Source organism: Gordonia sp. 135, from assembly GCF_009720185.1.
GTDB lineage: Bacteria > Actinomycetota > Actinomycetes > Mycobacteriales > Mycobacteriaceae > Gordonia > Gordonia alkanivorans.
The window spans coordinates 4,621,301-4,638,308 of record NZ_CP046257.1 but is presented as its reverse complement, the minus strand read 5'-3'; the positions used below and the strand labels follow the sequence as shown (position 1 = coordinate 4,638,308).

At 68.3% G+C, this 17,008-nt stretch carries 15 protein-coding genes; 10 read left to right on the top strand and 5 right to left on the bottom strand.

The window, feature by feature from the left end; genetic code table 11:
• Window positions 1–168: 168 nt before the first annotated feature.
• From GKZ92_RS20965 to GKZ92_RS20955, 3 genes are all read left to right on the top strand, one after another.
• The gene (locus tag GKZ92_RS20965; protein WP_006357123.1) at window positions 169–1,446 is read left to right on the top strand and encodes a phosphatase PAP2 family protein; all 1,278 of its coding nucleotides are present in this window, start codon (window positions 169–171) and stop codon (window positions 1,444–1,446) included.
• Between the two features lie 88 nt (window positions 1,447–1,534).
• Window positions 1,535–1,894 carry a hypothetical protein gene (locus tag GKZ92_RS20960; protein ID WP_052362759.1) on the top strand — a complete coding sequence of 120 codons (360 nt, stop codon included), beginning with the start codon at window positions 1,535–1,537 and terminating at the stop codon, window positions 1,892–1,894.
• A gap of 71 nt (window positions 1,895–1,965) precedes the next feature.
• Window positions 1,966–2,655, top strand: a complete 690-nt coding sequence (locus GKZ92_RS20955) for a DUF305 domain-containing protein (protein ID WP_042375110.1) — start codon at window positions 1,966–1,968, stop codon at window positions 2,653–2,655.
• Window positions 2,656–2,718: 63 nt separating this feature from the next.
• Here GKZ92_RS20955 and GKZ92_RS20950 read toward each other — a convergent pair whose 3' ends face one another.
• Window positions 2,719–3,780 (bottom strand): DUF4185 domain-containing protein, encoded by a 1,062-nt coding sequence (locus tag GKZ92_RS20950; protein WP_035753787.1) that lies wholly within the window; start codon window positions 3,778–3,780, stop codon window positions 2,719–2,721.
• Between the two features lie 69 nt (window positions 3,781–3,849).
• A complete protein-coding gene (locus GKZ92_RS20945) occupies window positions 3,850–4,716 on the bottom strand; it encodes an acyl-CoA thioesterase domain-containing protein (protein WP_035753789.1) in 867 nt (288 codons plus the stop codon).
• Between the two features lie 89 nt (window positions 4,717–4,805).
• Here GKZ92_RS20945 and GKZ92_RS20940 point away from each other — a divergent pair, with 89 nt between their 5' ends.
• Window positions 4,806–5,387: an HdeD family acid-resistance protein gene (locus GKZ92_RS20940; protein WP_035753790.1), complete on the top strand. Its 582-nt coding sequence runs from the start codon at window positions 4,806–4,808 to the stop codon at window positions 5,385–5,387.
• A gap of 15 nt (window positions 5,388–5,402) precedes the next feature.
• Here GKZ92_RS20940 and GKZ92_RS20935 read toward each other — a convergent pair whose 3' ends face one another.
• Window positions 5,403–9,284, bottom strand: coding sequence for a Pls/PosA family non-ribosomal peptide synthetase (locus GKZ92_RS20935; protein ID WP_155225616.1), 3,882 nt, complete (start codon window positions 9,282–9,284; stop codon window positions 5,403–5,405).
• Between the two features lie 143 nt (window positions 9,285–9,427).
• Between GKZ92_RS20935 and GKZ92_RS20930 the strand changes: the two genes are divergently transcribed.
• From GKZ92_RS20930 to GKZ92_RS20920, 3 genes are read left to right on the top strand one after another with little or no spacing between them, the layout of a single operon-like run.
• The gene (locus GKZ92_RS20930; protein ID WP_155225615.1) at window positions 9,428–10,402 is read left to right on the top strand and encodes an alpha/beta hydrolase; all 975 of its coding nucleotides are present in this window, start codon (window positions 9,428–9,430) and stop codon (window positions 10,400–10,402) included.
• Window positions 10,403–10,406: 4 nt separating this feature from the next.
• Window positions 10,407–10,781, top strand: coding sequence for a YidH family protein (locus GKZ92_RS20925; RefSeq protein WP_006357132.1), 375 nt, complete (start codon window positions 10,407–10,409; stop codon window positions 10,779–10,781).
• 47 nt (window positions 10,782–10,828) lie between these two features.
• Entirely contained in the window at window positions 10,829–11,110 is a 282-nt protein-coding gene (locus GKZ92_RS20920) for a hypothetical protein (protein ID WP_155225614.1), read from the top strand.
• A gap of 56 nt (window positions 11,111–11,166) precedes the next feature.
• Here the strand turns inward: GKZ92_RS20920 and GKZ92_RS20915 are convergent, their stop codons facing one another.
• Window positions 11,167–13,086 (bottom strand): ABC transporter ATP-binding protein, encoded by a 1,920-nt coding sequence (locus GKZ92_RS20915; RefSeq protein ID WP_035753793.1) that lies wholly within the window; start codon window positions 13,084–13,086, stop codon window positions 11,167–11,169.
• A 182-nt stretch (window positions 13,087–13,268) separates the two neighbouring features.
• On the opposite strand from GKZ92_RS20915, the gene fgd reads away from it, so the two are divergent.
• Window positions 13,269–14,279 (top strand): glucose-6-phosphate dehydrogenase (coenzyme-F420), encoded by a 1,011-nt coding sequence (gene fgd / locus GKZ92_RS20910; RefSeq protein WP_006868839.1) that lies wholly within the window; start codon window positions 13,269–13,271, stop codon window positions 14,277–14,279.
• A gap of 42 nt (window positions 14,280–14,321) precedes the next feature.
• Here the strand turns inward: fgd and GKZ92_RS20905 are convergent, their stop codons facing one another.
• Window positions 14,322–15,221 carry a LysR family transcriptional regulator gene (locus GKZ92_RS20905; protein ID WP_081724841.1) on the bottom strand — a complete coding sequence of 300 codons (900 nt, stop codon included), beginning with the start codon at window positions 15,219–15,221 and terminating at the stop codon, window positions 14,322–14,324.
• A gap of 83 nt (window positions 15,222–15,304) precedes the next feature.
• Between GKZ92_RS20905 and GKZ92_RS20900 the strand changes: the two genes are divergently transcribed.
• The gene (locus GKZ92_RS20900) at window positions 15,305–16,363 is read left to right on the top strand and encodes a DMT family transporter (RefSeq protein ID WP_042375114.1); all 1,059 of its coding nucleotides are present in this window, start codon (window positions 15,305–15,307) and stop codon (window positions 16,361–16,363) included.
• Window positions 16,364–16,447: 84 nt separating this feature from the next.
• A complete protein-coding gene (locus GKZ92_RS20895) occupies window positions 16,448–17,005 on the top strand; it encodes a TetR/AcrR family transcriptional regulator (protein WP_006357138.1) in 558 nt (185 codons plus the stop codon).
• Window positions 17,006–17,008: the final 3 nt, after the last annotated feature.

Genomic DNA, 17,008 nt, shown 5'->3' with positions numbered 1-17,008 from the left:
GGGTCGTCGGCGCGGGTGATCACGGTGGTCGCGACGACCAGCCCGCACGTGCTGTGCAGCGGTGGCTCACCAATCGGACATGGCCACTACACTGACGGCAGGTTACGAGCGTGGGTGCCCTGAGGGGCGTGACGGGCGGGATTGTGTCGGGTGAGTGTTGACGAGTCGGTGGGCTTCCCGCGGCCGGGTAAGTCCTCGGAGCGCGGTGAGGGCCAGGAGCCTGATGACACGACCTCGGCGGAGGTGACGCTGTCGAAGTCTGACCGGTCGAGCGCAGGATCAGACGTCGACCCGCCCGAGATGGCGCCGGTCTTCGACGACCTGGCCGCTGCCGCCGAGATGGAAGCCCACCCGGAGAACCGTCGCGACCTGACCATGGTCCGGCGCATCGCGGTCACGGCTTGGTTCCTGGTGATGGCAGTGCACATCTACCTCGAGGGTCTGGCGTGGGACCGCACGCGGCTCATCATCCTGCTCTGCCTCGGACTGGCTGCGGCGAGCATCGGGCGCCGCAAGTTCATCACGATCATCCTCGACTGGGCGCCGTTCGCGCTGATCCTGATCCTCTACGACTGGACGCGCAACATCGCCCAGATCGTCGGCATGCCGACTCACTGGCACCTGGCGATCGATTTCGACAAATGGCTCATGGGTGGCGACATCACCCCGACCGCGTGGCTGCAGGAGCAGCTCAAGCAGGCGAGTCCTCCGTGGTGGGAGGTCATCGTCAGCATCGTCTACATGTCGTACTTCATCGTCCCGTACGCGGTGGCGGCCTGGCTGTGGCTCAAGGACCGCACGGCCTGGCGCCGTTACGCGGCCTGCTTCGTGGCGACCACATTTCTCGCGCTGGTCGGCTACACCCTCGTCCCCGGCGCACCGCCGTGGGCGGCGGCGCGGTGCACCGCGGTCGAGGTGCAGGACTACCCCCGCGATCCGATCTGCATGTACTCGACGGAGGCCGACGATCAGGGAGGTCTCCTCGGACCCCTGGACAATGCGTACCCCGACGCCGAGCCGTACGTCGAGCGGATCTCCGCGCGTGGCTGGAACTACCTGAACATCAGCATGGCGTCGCAGCTCGTCACGCTCGGACAGGGCAAGTCCAATCTCGTCGCCGCCATCCCGTCCCTGCATGCCGGTCTCACCATGTTGCTGGCACTCTTCATGTGGCCACGGGTCAAGGCGCTCGGAAAAACGCTCTTCATGGGCTACGCGCTCGCGATGGCCTTCGCCCTCATCTACACCGCCGAGCACTACATCTTCGACATCCTGCTCGGGTGGGGTCTCGCCGCGGGCGTGATCGCGGCGTACCGGATCATCGACCGGAAGTACCTGATCCCGCGGCAGAAGCGTCTGGCCGCCGAGGCGGAAGCCGAAGCCGCCGAGGTCGAATCCGACAGCGAGGACCCGGACGCGGAGAAGGTCTCGACGCCCGCGTCATGACCTCGCTAGGCTGGGAGAGGTGAGCCGGCCTGGGCCCCGGGCCGCCATCTGGTTCCGGGGGCTGATAGTTCCTCTCGCGCTCGCGGTGATGCTCATGCACACCGTGATCGCGGGTCCGGCCACGGCGTCCAGCCATCCCGACGCCCACTTCGACCCTGCCGGTCACCACTCGCCGTCGACGGGTTCGGCGATGACACCAGCCGCAGTGATGGGCGAACACCCGTCGATGTCCGGTGAGGACTGCGGCGACCATGACCACGCGTGTGTGTTCACCCGCGCCGCCGGCATCGACATCCCGCCCGTGGTCCTCGTACTACTGATCTGGGCATTCCTGTCCTTGTCGGTGGCCGGGCTGTACCGTCCGGCTCGCCGGGGCATCGTCGTCCTGGGGCGTCCGCCCCCGTGGGCGATCCGAACCCACCTGCAGTTGCAGGTGGTCCGCTGCTGAGGAGACGTCTGCGGACCTTTCGGGTCCGCCATGTCGTCGTATCCGAAAACCCTCAGTAGCAAGGAAATCCAATGTCTGTACAGCACAATGCCAATATTCGACGCCGCGTCGCGGTCGGAACCGTCGTCGGCGCCGCGCTCGCTCTGGCCCTCGCCGGGTGTTCATCCGACGAGTCGCCTTCCGGCACCACCACCACCGCCGACCGCCCGGCGACCTCGTCCCCGGCGGACGCGTCTGCGCCGGGCCAGTCGCCCGCCGCGAAGCACAACGACGCGGACGTCGAGTTCACCACCGAGATGATCCCCCACCACCGGCAGGCGGTGATGATGGCCGACCTCGTCGAGGGCCGGACGCAGAACCGCGAACTGATCACCCTCGCCGACACCATCGAGGACGCGCAGGACGACGAGATCGACCAGATGACAGCGCGTTTGAAGTCGTGGGGGGTGCCGGTGGCCGGACACATGGACGACGACGGGGACATGGGCCACGGGAACATGGGCCACGGGAACATGGGTCACGGGGACATGCCGGGAATGATGTCCGCCGAGCAGATGGCGGCGCTCCGTCAGGCGAGCGGTGGCGAGTTCGACCGGCTGTGGCTCGAGGGCATGATCCGGCACCACGAGGGTGCCATCGCGATGGCCGACGAGGTGCTGGCCAACGGCACCGACCCGGCGACCAGAGCCCTTGCCACACAGGTCAAGACGACACAGCAGGCCGAGATCGACCAGATGCGGGCGATGCTGGGCCAGAACTGACGGCATGAAAGCGAGGTGGGGCGGTTCGGAGGAGATCTCCGAACCGCCCACATCTCTCGAGCGTCATCGCTTGAGCGGCAACCTCATCAGGTAGACCTGGTAGCCGATCGAGATCGAGTACGTGAAGTACAGGGTGCTGCCCTTCGACCACGGGTGGATGTACGGCGCATAGCCGGTGTACGGGTCGGCGGACGGCGCCACGAGCTCACCCGAAGTCCACGGACCCCAGGGCTTGTCGGCGGTCCGGAGGGTCACGCCGATGTCCTGGCTGGCCAGCGAGATGTACTTGCCGAGATAGTCGTTCCACGCGACAGACATCTCGCCGGTCGGCGCGCCCATCACCGGGGTGGCGGCGCCGGGGTTGTTGCGGACCCAGCGGCCGTAGGAGAAGTAGTCCCACTTGCCGAGGTTCTCGATGTCCTTCTCGTCGACCCGGGCCAGGTACACGCCGCCCCAGCGGCCGTCGGGGGTGCCGTAGTGGTAGACGGTCTTGCCGACCTTCAGGAAGGCGCCCATCTGGAACTTCTTGTTGCCACCGCCGTTGGGGCGGAAGGCGTCGAGCGCACGCCAGTTCTCGCCGTTGTCGTCGGACACCACCAGGCCCGACCAGTTGGTCGTCCAGATGCCCGGCGAATCCCACCGTTTGACCGACATGACGGTCATGTACTGCTTGCCGTTGGCGGCGACACCTGCGGTCGGGATGATGGTGACCTCGCGACGGACGTTCGGCTTCAGTAGCCGCTTGGCGTGCCCGGGACGGCCGGCGTGCGAGGTGAACGTCATGCCGTCGGCCAGGTTGCGGTCGGTGCTGCGCAACAGGACGTTGGACCGCCAGTAGTACAGCTCGCCGTACAGCAGTGACCAGCCGTTGAACGACTGGGTGTCGCCGAAGGCGGTGAGAATCTCGCCACGTCCGTTGTCCCACATGACGCCCAGATCGGTGCCCACGATATTGTGGCGGCCGACGGTGTCGTTCATGGCGAACGGGCCGGTGAGGCGGTTGACGATGGTCGCCGGGCCCGCGGCGTTCGTGGCCTGCGCCGGCGAGGCCAGCGTGGACGTCAGGGCAAGCGCGAGGGTCGAGACGACGAGACCCAGGAGAAGCCGATGAAGGCGTCGTGTCATGGGCGTGACCATATCAAGACCTGAGAGCCCTGTGGGAAGTAATTTGCCTGGTTAAATACAGGTTCTTCCTCATGCTTCGCGGTAGCGCTCGGAGGTGTCCACAGTGGTGAAGTCGATCTGGGCGGCGGCGTTGTTGACCGCCGTGACGAGGGCCGTCCCGAACATGCCGTCGGCGTCGTAGAGACCGGCGTTGCTGACCGAGACCCCGTCGTCCTCGATGTGGATGTCCGCCTCGACACCGATCCGCTCACCGTGGGGCAGGCGGCTCAGCGCAACGGTGAGATCGCAGTTGATGAAGCCGATCCCGGTACTACCCCAGTTCGAGATGAGGCTCGCCGACTCGGCGCTGACCACCGCACGCTGGAACGGCGTCGGCTCCTCGCCCGGCACGATCGGGGCCGCGCGGGTCCAGATCCGCTTGCGGTGACCGTTCTGGTGACCCGACATGTCCCGCTGCCACTCGCCGAGGCCGCCGTCCGGCGCGTCGGAGGCGAATCGCGGTGCGAGGTCATCGCCGGTGGTCGCCGGCGGATGAAAGGTGACCATCTCCGGCGGCCGGTGCCACCGCTCACCCGGAGGGTTGGTCGACGTTCGCAGGAACACCGTCGTCCCGCGTGCCACCACCACCTCGTCGGCGCCGTCGGGATGCTGGACGATTTCCACGTCGACGACGCGGATTCGCCCGCCGGAACGGATGAGCCGCGTCCGGGTCGAGGTGAGAACGTCTCGGGCGGCCTTGAACAGATCGATCGTGCACCGGGCGGGCAGGAACTCTTCCGTGCCGAATTCCACCTCGACCGCCCGAGCGGCGAGCGCGCACACCGCCGGACCGTTGAGGGTTCCCGGGGCCCAGAGACTCGCGGCGAAGGCGGTCGGACGGTACCTGATCTCGCCGGACGGGTCGCCGGCCCTCTCGAAGAACGCGATGGAGGTCATTCGATACTTACTACCGGTACGAGTATCAGTTTGTGCCACGGGCCCTCAAGGACAGCGTGTCACGGCCCTCCGGGCGATAACCTTCGACCATGACTTTCGCGACGGCGTACACGAAGCATTTCCCTGATGAACTGATCGGCGCCGTCCGGACGGCCCTGATCATCACCTCGATCGTCGGCATCGTGCTCGGCATCGTTGCCATCATCTGGCCCGGCCCGACCATCGTCGTGGTCGCGATCCTGTTCGCGATCTCGCTGATCATCGCCGGCATCTTCCGCATCTACCAGGCCTTCGCGGCGTCGTTCCTGAGTACGGGCGTCCGTGCCCTGCTCGGTGTGGTCGGCGTGATCGTGCTGCTCGCGGGCATCATCGCGCTCTTCAGCCCCGGTGACGCGGTCTGGCTGCTCGCGGTCTTCATCGGCATCGGCTGGATCTTCCAGGGCGTCGCCGACCTCTACGGCGCGGTCACCAAGTCCGGCCACAGCCCGACCTGGTTCCTGATCCTCTCCGGCATCATCTCGGTGATCGCCGGCATCGTGATGATCATCCTGCCGGTCTTCTCGCTCCAGGTCCTGGCCTGGGTCGGCGGCATCATGCTTGTCGCACTGTCCATCGCGACGCTGCTGACGCTCCCGAAGAAGGTCGAGGCCCCGGCCGAGCCCGCGGTCTGACCGCAGCGGCGAGACCTATCTCGCCGTCGGCCATGGGGCGATGGGGTTGCCCTGCCAGCGGGTGTGCGCGGGTACGACGTCGCCGCGCATGACCAGCGATGCCGGTCCGACCGTTGCCGATTCGCCCAGCCCCGACGCCGGGAGCGCGACGCAGTGCGGCCCCAACGTCGCGCCGGCGTCGAGGGTGACACGGTCGATGGCCATGACGCGGTCGTGGAACAGATGGGTCTGGACGACGCAGCCGCGCTGGACGGTCGCGCCGTCGCCGAGGCTGACGAGGTCGGCCTCGGGGAGCCAGTAGGTCTCGCACCACACGCCACGTCCGATGCGGGCGCCGAGCAGGCGCAGCCACAGGTTGAGGATCGGTGTCCCGGTGGCGGCGTTGGCGAACCACGGTGCGGCCACGGTCTCGACGAAGGCGTCGGACAGTTCGTTGCGCCAGACGAAGGAGCTCCACAGCGGGTGCTCGCTGACGGTGATGCGGCCGACGACAAGCCATTTCGCGGCGGCCGCGGTGCCACACGCGACGGCGCCGACCCCGAGCAGCAGTAGTCCGCTGACCAGCGCGGTGACGCCGTAGTGCACGTGGACGGCGACGTACTGCAATGCGATCAGCATGCCGACGCCGAGCCCGAAGGACACCATCACCGGGATGAGGCGGAGGGTCTCGATGACCGAACGTGCCACCTTCAGCTTCGTCGGCGGATCGAAGGTGCGGGAGGTGTCGGTCTCGGCGGCGGTGCGGCGCAGGCGGACCGGGGGACTGCCGAGCCAGCTCGACCCCGACTTCGCTCGGTTCGGCGTCGCCGACAGCACGGCGACCAGGCCGTTCTTGGGCACCTTGCGGCCCGGGCCGGTCATCCCCGAATTGCCGAGGAACGAGCGTTTGCCGATCTTCGCCTCGTCGATGTGCAACCAGCCGCCCCCGAGCTCGTACGACGCGACCATCGTGTCGTCGGCGAGGAAGGCGCCGTCGCCGATGGTGGTGAAGCGCGGCAGCACCAGTGCCGTCGAGATCTCGGTGCCCTTGCCGACCTTGGCGCCCAACACGCGGAACCAGACCGGCGTGAGCAGGCTCGCGTAGAGCGGGAACAGGTAGGTGCGGGCGGCGTCGAGGAGGCGTTCGGTCAGCCAGACCTGCCAGCCGACGCGTGACCGCACCGGGTGGTAGCCGGTGCTCAGGCCCAGGGATGCCAGCCGCACCAGCACCGCGGTGATCGCGGCGAAGACGGCCAGACTGGTGAGGGTCGCCGCCGGCAGGAGGATCACGGCGCGGATCGCGACGTCGCGCAACCGCTCGGCGGACAGGGCCCACAGGGCGATGACGGCGAGTCCCGCGGCCAGTGAGATCAGTGGGATCGCGGCCAGCACCAGCGACGACAACCCGTATATCGGCACCCAGGCGCGGGCGCGTGGCGGCCGATGATCGGGCCATGGGTGCATGGCCTTGCCGACCTTGACCGCGGGTGAACCGGCCCAGTGCTGGCGCGCCTTCACCCGGCCGAACACCGCCGACCCGGGTGCGACGACGGCGTCGCGTCCGACGACGGCCCCCGGCATGAGCGTCGAGCGCGCACCGATCGACGCCCCGCGCTTGATGGCGATCTCCCCGATGTGGACCACATCGCCGTCGATCCACCAGCCGGCGAGGTCGACCTCCGGCTCCACCGACGCGCCCTCACCGACCGTCAGCAGACCGGTGACCGGCGGGATCGTATGCAGGTCGACGTCGCCACCGATCCGCGCCCCGAGTGCCCGGGCGAGGTAGATCATCCACGGCGCACCGGACAGGTTCGCCGCGCCGCTCGCGTCGAGGAGCCGTTCGGCCACCCACAGACGCACATGCACGTTGCCGCCGCGCGGGTACTCACCCGGTGTGACCCCGGCGAGGAGCAGGCGGGAGCCCAACGCCGCGATGCACATCCGGCCGGGCGGGGTGATGAAGAGCAGGAAGGCCGCGAGCAGGACCCACCAGTTCACCTCGACCAGCCACGGGACCGAACGATCCAGCCGGTCGGCCACGACGGCGCCCAGGTTGTTCACCACGCCGAGCCAGGTCGCCCACTGCAGACCGGTCAGGGTAGTCAGCGGAACGGTCAGCGCGAGCTGGGCGAGACCCGTCGCGCGTGGCGTGGGTGCGACATCGCGTTCGACGATGCTGGTCGCCGGTCGGCGCGCGTCGAGCATCTCCGCCATCGATCCCAGTCGCGGATGGTCGTAGAGGTCGGCCACCGAGATGTCGGGGTGGCGCCCACGGATCGCGGTCACCAGCTGCGCGGCCGCGAGCGAACCACCGCCCTCCGCGAAGAAGTCCACGTCGGGATGGGTGATCCGGATGCCGAGCACATCGGTCCACAACTGGGCCAGCCACAGCTCGGTCTCGCCGAGTTCGACGTCGTCATCCACTGGTCTGCTGCTGCCCGGCAGAGGCCAGGGCAGCGCATCACGATCAACCTTTCCCGAAGTGCGCGTGGGCAGTTCGTCGACGACGGCGAGGGTTGGGACCATCGCGGCGGGCAGATGGCGGGTGAGCTCGGCGTGTGCTGCCGAAGCGTCGAAGTCGGGGTCGGTGGAGACCAGATAGCCGACGAGCAGGCTGTTGCCCGCCGCGGACTTGCGGACTGCGGCGGCAGCTCCGCTCACGCCGGGCAGATTCTGCAGGGCGTTGTCGATCTCGCCGAGTTCTATGCGTCGACCGCCGACCTTCACCTGGTCGTCGGCGCGGCCCATGAAGATCAGGCCCGTGGGGTCGAGCCGCACGAGATCTCCGCTGCGATAGGCGCGTTCCCAGCCCAGGGCCGGCATCGGTGCGTACTTCTCGGCGTCCTTGGCCGGGTCGAGGTAGCGGGCCAGGCCGACGCCGCCGATGACCAACTCGCCGACCTCGCCCTCGGCGACGGGGTTGCCGTCCGCGTCGACGACCGCGAGATCCCAACCCTGCAAGGGCAATCCGATGCGCACCGGCCCGGGGCCGCCCAGTGGGGCGGCGCAGGCGACGACCGTCGCCTCGGTGGGGCCGTAGGTGTTCCAGACCTCGCGACCGGGTACGGCGAGGCGGTCGGCGAGTTCCGGCGGGCAGGCCTCGCCGCCGAAGATCAACAGCCGCACGGCTTCCAGGGCCTCCGGTGGCCACAGCGAGGCCAGGGTCGGCACGGTGGAGACGACGGTGATGTCGCGGGCCACCAGCCACGGCCCCAGGTCCATGCCGCTGCGCACCAGCGATCGGGGCGCCGGGACGAGGCAGGCGCCGTTGCGCCAGGCCAGCCACATCTCCTCGCACGAGGCGTCGAAGGCGACCGAGAGCCCGGCCAGGACCCGGTCACCGGGTCCGATCGGCTCGTCGGGGAGGAACATGTGTGCCTCGGCGTCGACGAAGGCTGCCGCATTGCGGTGCGTGACCGCCACGCCCTTCGGCGTTCCCGTGGAGCCCGAGGTGAAGATGATCCACGCGTCGTCGGCAGGGGTCGGCCGTGCCGGGGCCGTGCTCGTCCCGGCGGCGGGTTTCGTCGGGCGAGGGCCGTCGGCGTCGACGATCGCATCGACACCGGCCTCGCCGAAGACGAGTTCGGCGCGCTCATCGGGGTCGTCGGCGTCGACGGGGACGTAGGCGGCACCGGCGTAGAGGGTGGCCAGGATGGCGACGTAGAGGTCACGCGACCCGGAGGGCATCCGGATGCCGACGCGGCTGCCGTGTCCGACGCCGACCTCGGCGAAACGCGCGACGGTGCGGCGGATCAGGGCCAGCAGCTGGCCGTAGGTGAGGGTGACGTCGCCGTCGTCGATCGCGGGCGCATCGGGGTGCGCACGCGCGGTCGCGGTGAGGACATCGCACAGGGTTCGCGGATCGCCTGCCTGCGCGGACCGCAGGAACTGCGGAAGGATCTGTACCTGCGTCACGGCCACCGTCTTGTCACGAGTTCGAGAATATAGCGGACCCAGGTGGCCGGCAGGCCAAGGCTTGGTGAATGTTTTTGCTCGGCGTTTACCGGTTATACGGAGGCGCCGAGGGTGTAGCTTCGGCTCAGACTAGGAGGAGTCCCATGCCCATCGTTCACCACCGGCGGCCGAGCCTCCTGTCGTATCCCCTCTGGTTCGGCTCCCGCGTGTTCCTGAAGCCGCTGCTCACGCTGTGGCCGATCAACAAGGCGGGCATGGCCGGACTGTTCCTCATCGACCGGGTCGTCGCCGTGGGGCCCAAGCCCCGGGGGGTGGTCCGTGAACAGCTGACCCTCGCCGGGCGCTCGACGGAGCTGGCGATGCCGGCCGGCCCGTCACGCCGCGACAGCGACACGGCGATGCTGTACCTCCACGGTGGTGCCTTCGTCGTCTGCGGTATCGGCACCCATCGCTCGATCGCCGCGCGGCTGGCCCGGGCCTGCGAGGTCCCGGTCTTCTCGCTCGAGTACCGGCAGCTGCCGGAGGCCGGGGTGGGCGCGTCGGTGGCCGACGCCGTCGCCGCCTACGCCGAGCTCATCAACGAACGCCACTATCGACGGGTCATCGTCGCCGGCGACTCGGCCGGCGGGTTCCTGGCGGCGAAGGTCGTGGAGGCCGCCGTCGAACGCGGACTCCCCGCCCCGGCCGCACTCGTCGGCTTTTCCCCGCTGCTCGACGTCGACCTGGGCACCAACCCGGACCGGTCCAGCCGCTCCGACGCCTACATTCCGAAGTCGAAGATGGCGAAGCTGGCACCGCAGTTCGATCGCGGTCCCGTGCCGCTGACCGGGGTGCGCCGTATCGCCGACCTCGACCCGGTCGAGTTCCCGCCGACGGTCATGGTCACCGCAGAGGGGGAGATGCTCGAACCGGACGTCATCGGCCTGATCGAGATTCTCGACGAGGCCGGGGTCGAGGCCCTCGCCCACAGTTACGCTTGGCAGGTACACGCGTTCCCGGTGCTCGCCTCGCATCACCCGGAGACGATCCACGCGATCGAGGTGACCGCGGCCTTCGCGAAAGAGGCGATACGAGAGGGCAAGAGCGCTGACGACCGAGAGGACCAACGGGCCGGCTGACGGAGTGGGCGCCGGACCCGGCGAGGGCGCGACTCCGACCCCCGCGCCACCTGGTGCGATCGACGCGCGCTTCACCCTCGCCGCCGAACGCACACTCCTCGCGTGGGTTCGCACCGCCCTCGGGTTCATGGCCGCCGGGATGGCGATCGTCTACCTGGCCCCGGACATCGACAATCCGGTCCTCGAACTGATCCTGGGGCTCATCCTCGTCGCTCTGGGCTGCTCCCTGGCGGTGATCGGTGCGTGGCGCTGGCGTCGAACGATGCGCGTCCTCCAGCGCGGTGGGCAGATGCCGGGCCCGGCCCAGATCCTGTTCGTCGTCACTGCGATAGTGGTGGTGGCCATCCTGATCGCGGTCGTCGTCGTAATCCAGACGTGATCGGGTCCAGACCTGATCGCCAGCAACCGTTCTATCCAGGAGTTCCCGTGAGTACCGGCCCCGACTTCTCCCGCGGCGCGCAGACGCTGTCGACGACGATGACCAGCATCGGAGCGGCCATCCTCGTCGTCTGCATCGGCTGGCTGACCGTCGGCTGGTGGCAGGACGGCCGCTGGTTCTGGGTGGCCGTCGGCATCGCCGTCATCGTGGTCAACATCGTGCTGATCGGCATGCAGCTGCGCCGCCGCCTGAGCGAGCGCGTCAACGATCCCCGGAAACCCCGCCGCCCGCTGATCGACACCTTCGACGACCTCGAAGACGAGCAGTGAGCCCTGCGTCCCCTGTCGCCTGAGGTGCGAGGAGCGCAGCGACGAGCCTCGAAGGCCTAGGCGCTCAGCGTGCCGTCGTCGTCCTCGTCCCCACCGTCGGCGAACTGCGTGCGGTAGAGCTCGGCGTAGCGACCGTTTCGTGCGAGGAGCGTCGGATGATCGCCGCGTTCGACGACGCGTCCCGCTTCGAGCACCACGATCTGATCGGCCGCGCGGATCGTCGAGAGCCGGTGCGCGATCACGATCGAGGTACGACCTTCGAGGGCCTCGCCCAAGGCCTCCTGAACTGCCGCCTCCGAGGTCGAATCCAAGTGTGCGGTCGCCTCGTCGAGGATCACCACCGACGGCTGTGCCAGCAGCAGGCGTGCGATCGTCATCCGCTGACGCTCACCGCCGGAGAGCCGGTAGCCGCGTTCGCCGACGATGGTGTCGAGTCCGTCGGGCAACGATGCCACGAGCTCCTCGAGGCGTGCTCGGCGTAGCGCGTCCCAGATCTCCTCATCGGACGTGTCGGGCCGTGCGAGAACGAGATTGGCGCGGATGGTGTCGTGGAAGAGGTGGCCGTCCTGGGTGACCAGGCCGACCGTACGATGAACCGACGCGATCTGCAGGTCACGGATGTCGACGCCGGCGAGCTGGACCGAGCCCTCGTCGACGTCGTACAGCCTCGTGGCGAGACTCGCGATGGTCGACTTGCCGGCACCCGAACTGCCCACGAGCGCCACCATGCTACCCGCGGGAACATCGAGGTCCACGTGGTGCAGGACGGTCTGTCCGGCCCGGTTGTCCAGCTGCGCAACCTCTTCCAGCGACGCCAGCGAGACCTTGTCGGCCGACGGGTAGGCGAAGGAGACGTCGTCGAAGCGCACCGACACCGGCACCGGCCGGCCGCTCTCGGTGCCGGGCACCGGGCGAGCGTCCGGGGCGTCGACGATCAGCGGTGTCAGGTCGAGGACCTCGAAGACGCGCTCGAAACTCACCAGCGCGCTCATGATCTCGACGCGGGCGTTCGCCAGGGCGGTGAGCGGCGCGTACATCCGGGTCAGCAGCAGTGCGAGGGACACGACCGCGCCCGCCGACAGATGTTCGTGCACGGCGAGCCATCCGCCGAGGCCGTAGACCAGTGCGAGCGCGAGTGCCGACACGAGAGTCAGAGCGGTGAAGAAGTAGGCCTGCAGCATGGCGCGCCGGACGCCGATGTCGCGCACGCGATCTGCGCGGTCGGCGAACTCGCGGGATTCCAGGTCGGGCCGTCCGAACAGCTTGACCAGGGTGGCACCGGGAGCGGAGAACCGCTCGGTCATCTGCGTCGACATGCGCGCGTTGTGCTCGGCTGCTTCACGTGACAGGGCAGCCATCCGGCCTCCCATCCGACGTGCCGGGATCACGAACACCGGGAGCAGCACCAGGGCGAGAATCGTGATCTGCCAACTGATGTAGATCATCACGCCCAGAGTCAGGGTGAGCGTCACGATGTTCGACACGACACCGGAGAGGGTGTCGCTGAAGGCGCGCTGGGCGCCGATCACGTCGTTGTTGAGCCGGCTCACGAGCGCGCCGGTCCGGGTTCGGGTGAAGAAGGCGACCGGCATGCGCTGGACATGGTCGAAGACCGCCCGCCGAAGATCGAGGATGAGACCCTCACCGATGTTCGACGACAACCAGCGGACACCGATCCCGGCCGCGGCCTCGGCCACCGCGATCAGTGCGATCGCCACCGCCAGCCCGACGATCATCGATTCGGCCCCGTTGTCGGTGATGAGGTTGACGACGCGCCCGGCGAGGAGCGGGGTCACCACGGTCAGGACCGCGGTGAACACCGACAGCACCAAGAAGAGGGCGATCCGCCGCCGGTGGGGGCTCGCGAACCCGCCGATCCGGCGCAGCGTTGCGCGCCGGTCCCCGCGCAACCGCTTACCGCCCGGCGAGGTCGACGACTTGTACATCATGTCCCAGGCGACCGACTCCATGCTCATGTCGCCCAGGGTAGAACTTAAAGTTGACTTGAGGTCCAATCGAGGGACTGCGGCGCCGAATCGGGCGGGAAGAGTCGCACCTCCATCGATGCTCTAGGTTGGTAACCGTGGTCACAGCGGCGATCACGATCAGCGGATCGACCGGGAAAGGTCGGCACGGCCGACGGTTAGGGGCGAGGCTCATGGCAGAACTCAAGCTCGGTTTCAAGGCGTCGGCGGAGCAGTTCGATCCGCGCGAGCTGGTGGAGATCGCAGTCGCGGCCGAAGAGCACGGGCTGGACTCCGTCGCGGTGAGCGACCACTTCCAGCCGTGGCGGCACAACGGCGGCCACGCTCCCTTCTCGCTCGCGTGGATGGCTGCCGTCGGCGAGCGCACCAAGCGAGTCCAGATCGGCACGTCGGTCATGACCCCGACCTTCCGCTACAACCCGGCCGTCATCGCCCAGGCGTTCGCGTCGATGGGCTGCATGTACCCGGGCCGCATCATGCTCGGCGTCGGAACCGGCGAGGCCCTGAACGAGTACGCCACCGGATTCCAGGGCGAGTGGCCCGAGTTCAAGGAGCGCTTCGCCCGCCTGCGCGAGTCGATCAAGCTCATGCGCGAACTGTGGACCGGCGAAGAGGTCAACTTCGACGGCGAGTACTACCACACGCAGGGCGCGTACATGTATGACGTTCCGGAGCAACCGATCCCGGTGTACGTCGCCGCCGGCGGGCCGGTCGTCGCACGCTATGCCGGCCGCTCCGGCGACGGCTTCATCTGCACCTCGGGCAAGGGGGCCGAGCTCTACACCGAGAAGCTGCTGCCCGCGGTGAAGGAAGGTGCGGAGAAGGCCGAACGTGATTTCGACGCCATCGACAAGATGATCGAGATCAAGATCTCCTACGATCCGGATCCGGAACTGGCGCTGGAGAACACGCGCTTCTGGGCGCCGCTGTCGCTGACTCCCGAGCAGAAGCACAGCGTCAACAGCTCCACCGAGATGGAACGCCTCGCCGACGAGCTGCCCATCGAGCAGGTCGCCAAGCGTTGGATCGTCGCCTCCGATCCCGACGAAGCCGTCGAGAAGGTCAAGTTCTACACCGACGCCGGACTCAACCACCTCGTCTTCCACGCGCCGGGGCACGATCAGCGTCGCTTCCTGGAGAACTTCCAGCGCGATCTGGAACCGCGCCTGCGCAAGCTGGGCTAGCCGGGTTTCGTAGCAATAGTGCGCGCTATGGCCGCACTATTGCTACGAAATCGACTGCAGTACAGCAGCATCGAGCAGTTCCAGCACCCGCCGGACCGGCGGGAGGTCGTGTGCGCTCTGGCGCACGCGCACCCGGATCGCGCGGGTGGGTGTGGGATCGACGATGGGGATCGCCACCACCCCCGGGGGCAGGTCGGTGAGCGCGAGTTGCGGTACCACCGTGAGGCCGACGCCGGCGGCGACGAAGCGGATCGCCGTCGGGTAATCCTGTGTCTCGATGCTGAAGTCGGGCACGAAGCCGACGGACGTGCACGCGCTGAGGAGCGCCTGCCGGCACGGGCCGCGCGCGACGTCGTTGTCGACCCAGGGCACCTGGGAAAGCTCGCGCAGGGTCACCGACTCGTGTGCTGCCCACGTCGAATCATTCGGCACCACAGCGTGATACGGATCTGAGGTCAGCGGCCGGCTGATGAGCCCGGGGGCGTCGAGGGCGGGTCGCTCGGTGTCCTCGACGTAGATCTCCACGTCCGGCGACGCGGTGGACGGCGAGACGAGCTCGATGAGTCGCAGGTCTAGGCGTAGGCCGGGGAACTCCCGCGAGATCGTGGCCACGATCGGTGGAATCCAGGCGGCGCCGGCGGATGCGAAGTAGTTCATCCGCAACTGCCCGAGCCGCCCGTCGCGCAGTTCGGAGATCAGCCCGTCCACCCGGGACAGTTCCTCGAACACCGCCTCGGATTCGGCGGCGAGGATGGTGCCGGCCTCCGTGGGCACGATGCCGCGCCCGTCCCGTTCCACCAGGGTCAATCCGGTCTCGCGCTGAAGGGCGGCGATGTGCTGGCTCACCGCCGACGGTGTGTAACCCAGGGCGTTGGCGGCCCCGCCGATGGAACGCTCGCCGATGACCGAGCGCAGAACCCGAAGCCGGTGGACGTCGACCATGAACATGACGATACAGCCAGACTTAACAAATCGATAGAAACTTTCACTTGTCCTGAAGTGGCTCATGCCGGACGCTGAATGACATGACCTCGCGCCCCTCGTCTCCTGCAATTCTCGGCGTCTCCCTCCCGGCTCTGGCTGCCCTCGTCACCGTCGTGCTGTGGGCGTCGGCGTTCGTGGGCATCCGGGCGCTGGGCGAGTCCTTCTCGCCGGGTGCGATGGCGTTCCTGCGATTGCTCGCGGCGGTCCTCCCGCTGACGGTCATCGTGCTGGCGGTGCGACTGCGCCGGCGCAGTGTCGGCGGCGACGACCGTCCGGTCACCACCCGGTTCCCGCGCGCGCGTCCGTTGATGCTGGTCATCGCGTATGGCGTCGCGTGGTTCGCCGGCTACACCATCCTGCTGAACTGGGCCGAGCAGCACCTCGACGCCGGGACCGCGGCGTTGCTGGTGAACCTGGCCCCGATCCTCGTCGCCGTCGCGGCCGGGCTGTTCTTCGGCGAAGGGTTCCCACGGCATCTGGTGATCGGCATGACCATCGCGTTCGCCGGTGTCGTGCTGATCGCCACGGGCGGATCCGCCACCACCGACGCACACGCCGACTGGCTCGGAGTGCTCCTCGGGATCGCTGCCGCGGTGCTCTATGCGGCGGGCGTCCTCATCCAGAAGTCTGCACTCCGCACGGTCGACGCGCTGACCGCCACGTGGCTCGGCGCGCTCGCGGGTCTGGTCGCGACGCTCCCGTTCGCGCCGACCGCGGTCTCCGAACTCGCGCGTGCCGACGCGTCTGCGATCGTCGCGGTGATCTATCTCGGCGTCGGACCCACTGCGATCGCTTTCTCGACGTGGGCATATGCCCTGGCGCGCACCGACGCCGGTGCCATGGCCGCGACGACTCTGGTGGTCCCCGCGATCGTCATCGTGATGTCCTGGGCACTTCTCGACGAACTGCCGACCGGCGTCGGGATCGTCGGAGGCGTGCTCTGCATCGGCGGGGTGGCGATCGCTCGCCGGTTGTTTCCGCGCACCCGCAGGGGCGGCCGCGTCGACGCCGCTCGTTCTCACCCGGTGATCGACGAGGCGCCCGGTGCGGACCTCGAGACGGAATCCCGGGTCGCGGATAGAAGCGCGACTTCCACGTAGCGCTACCGACGCGAAGTGGCGACTCTTCTTCGACAACCGCGACCAGGTCGGCCACGCCCCACCCCGATTCGATAGATTTTTCGCATGGATCGTGACCGCATGGTGGATGTCGGAGTGGGACTCGTCTCCCGCTTCGGCGCCAAGACGTTGAGTCTGACGTCCGTGGCGCGTCACGCAGGTGTCGCCCGGGCCACCGCATACCGCATGTTCGGCGGACGGAATGCGCTGGTCGCGGCGATCGTCGACCGCGAGGTGTCACTTCTGCGCGTGAAGCTGCGGGAGTGGTCGGCCTCCGCGCCCGACGCCGCGGGCAAGGTCCGCGCGCAGGTCGTGAACGTGCTGCCCTACATCCGTGAGCACGAGGCGCTGCAGTACGTGCTGCGCAAGGAACCCGAGGAGATCGTGCGGGCGCTCGTCGCGACGAGCGATTCCTCTGGTTCCACCCTCATCCACCAGATCGTCGACCAGACGCTGCCCGATCTCGATCCGCTGATCCAGGACCAGCTCGTCCCGGACCCGCGTGGGGCCGCGGAGTTCCTGGTGCGGACGATCTACTCGCTGATGCTCATCCCGGACAGTTCGCTCACCGACGAGCAGATCGCCGATCTCGTCGTGCGGGCGGTCGTCAAGAACGAGGAGTGATCG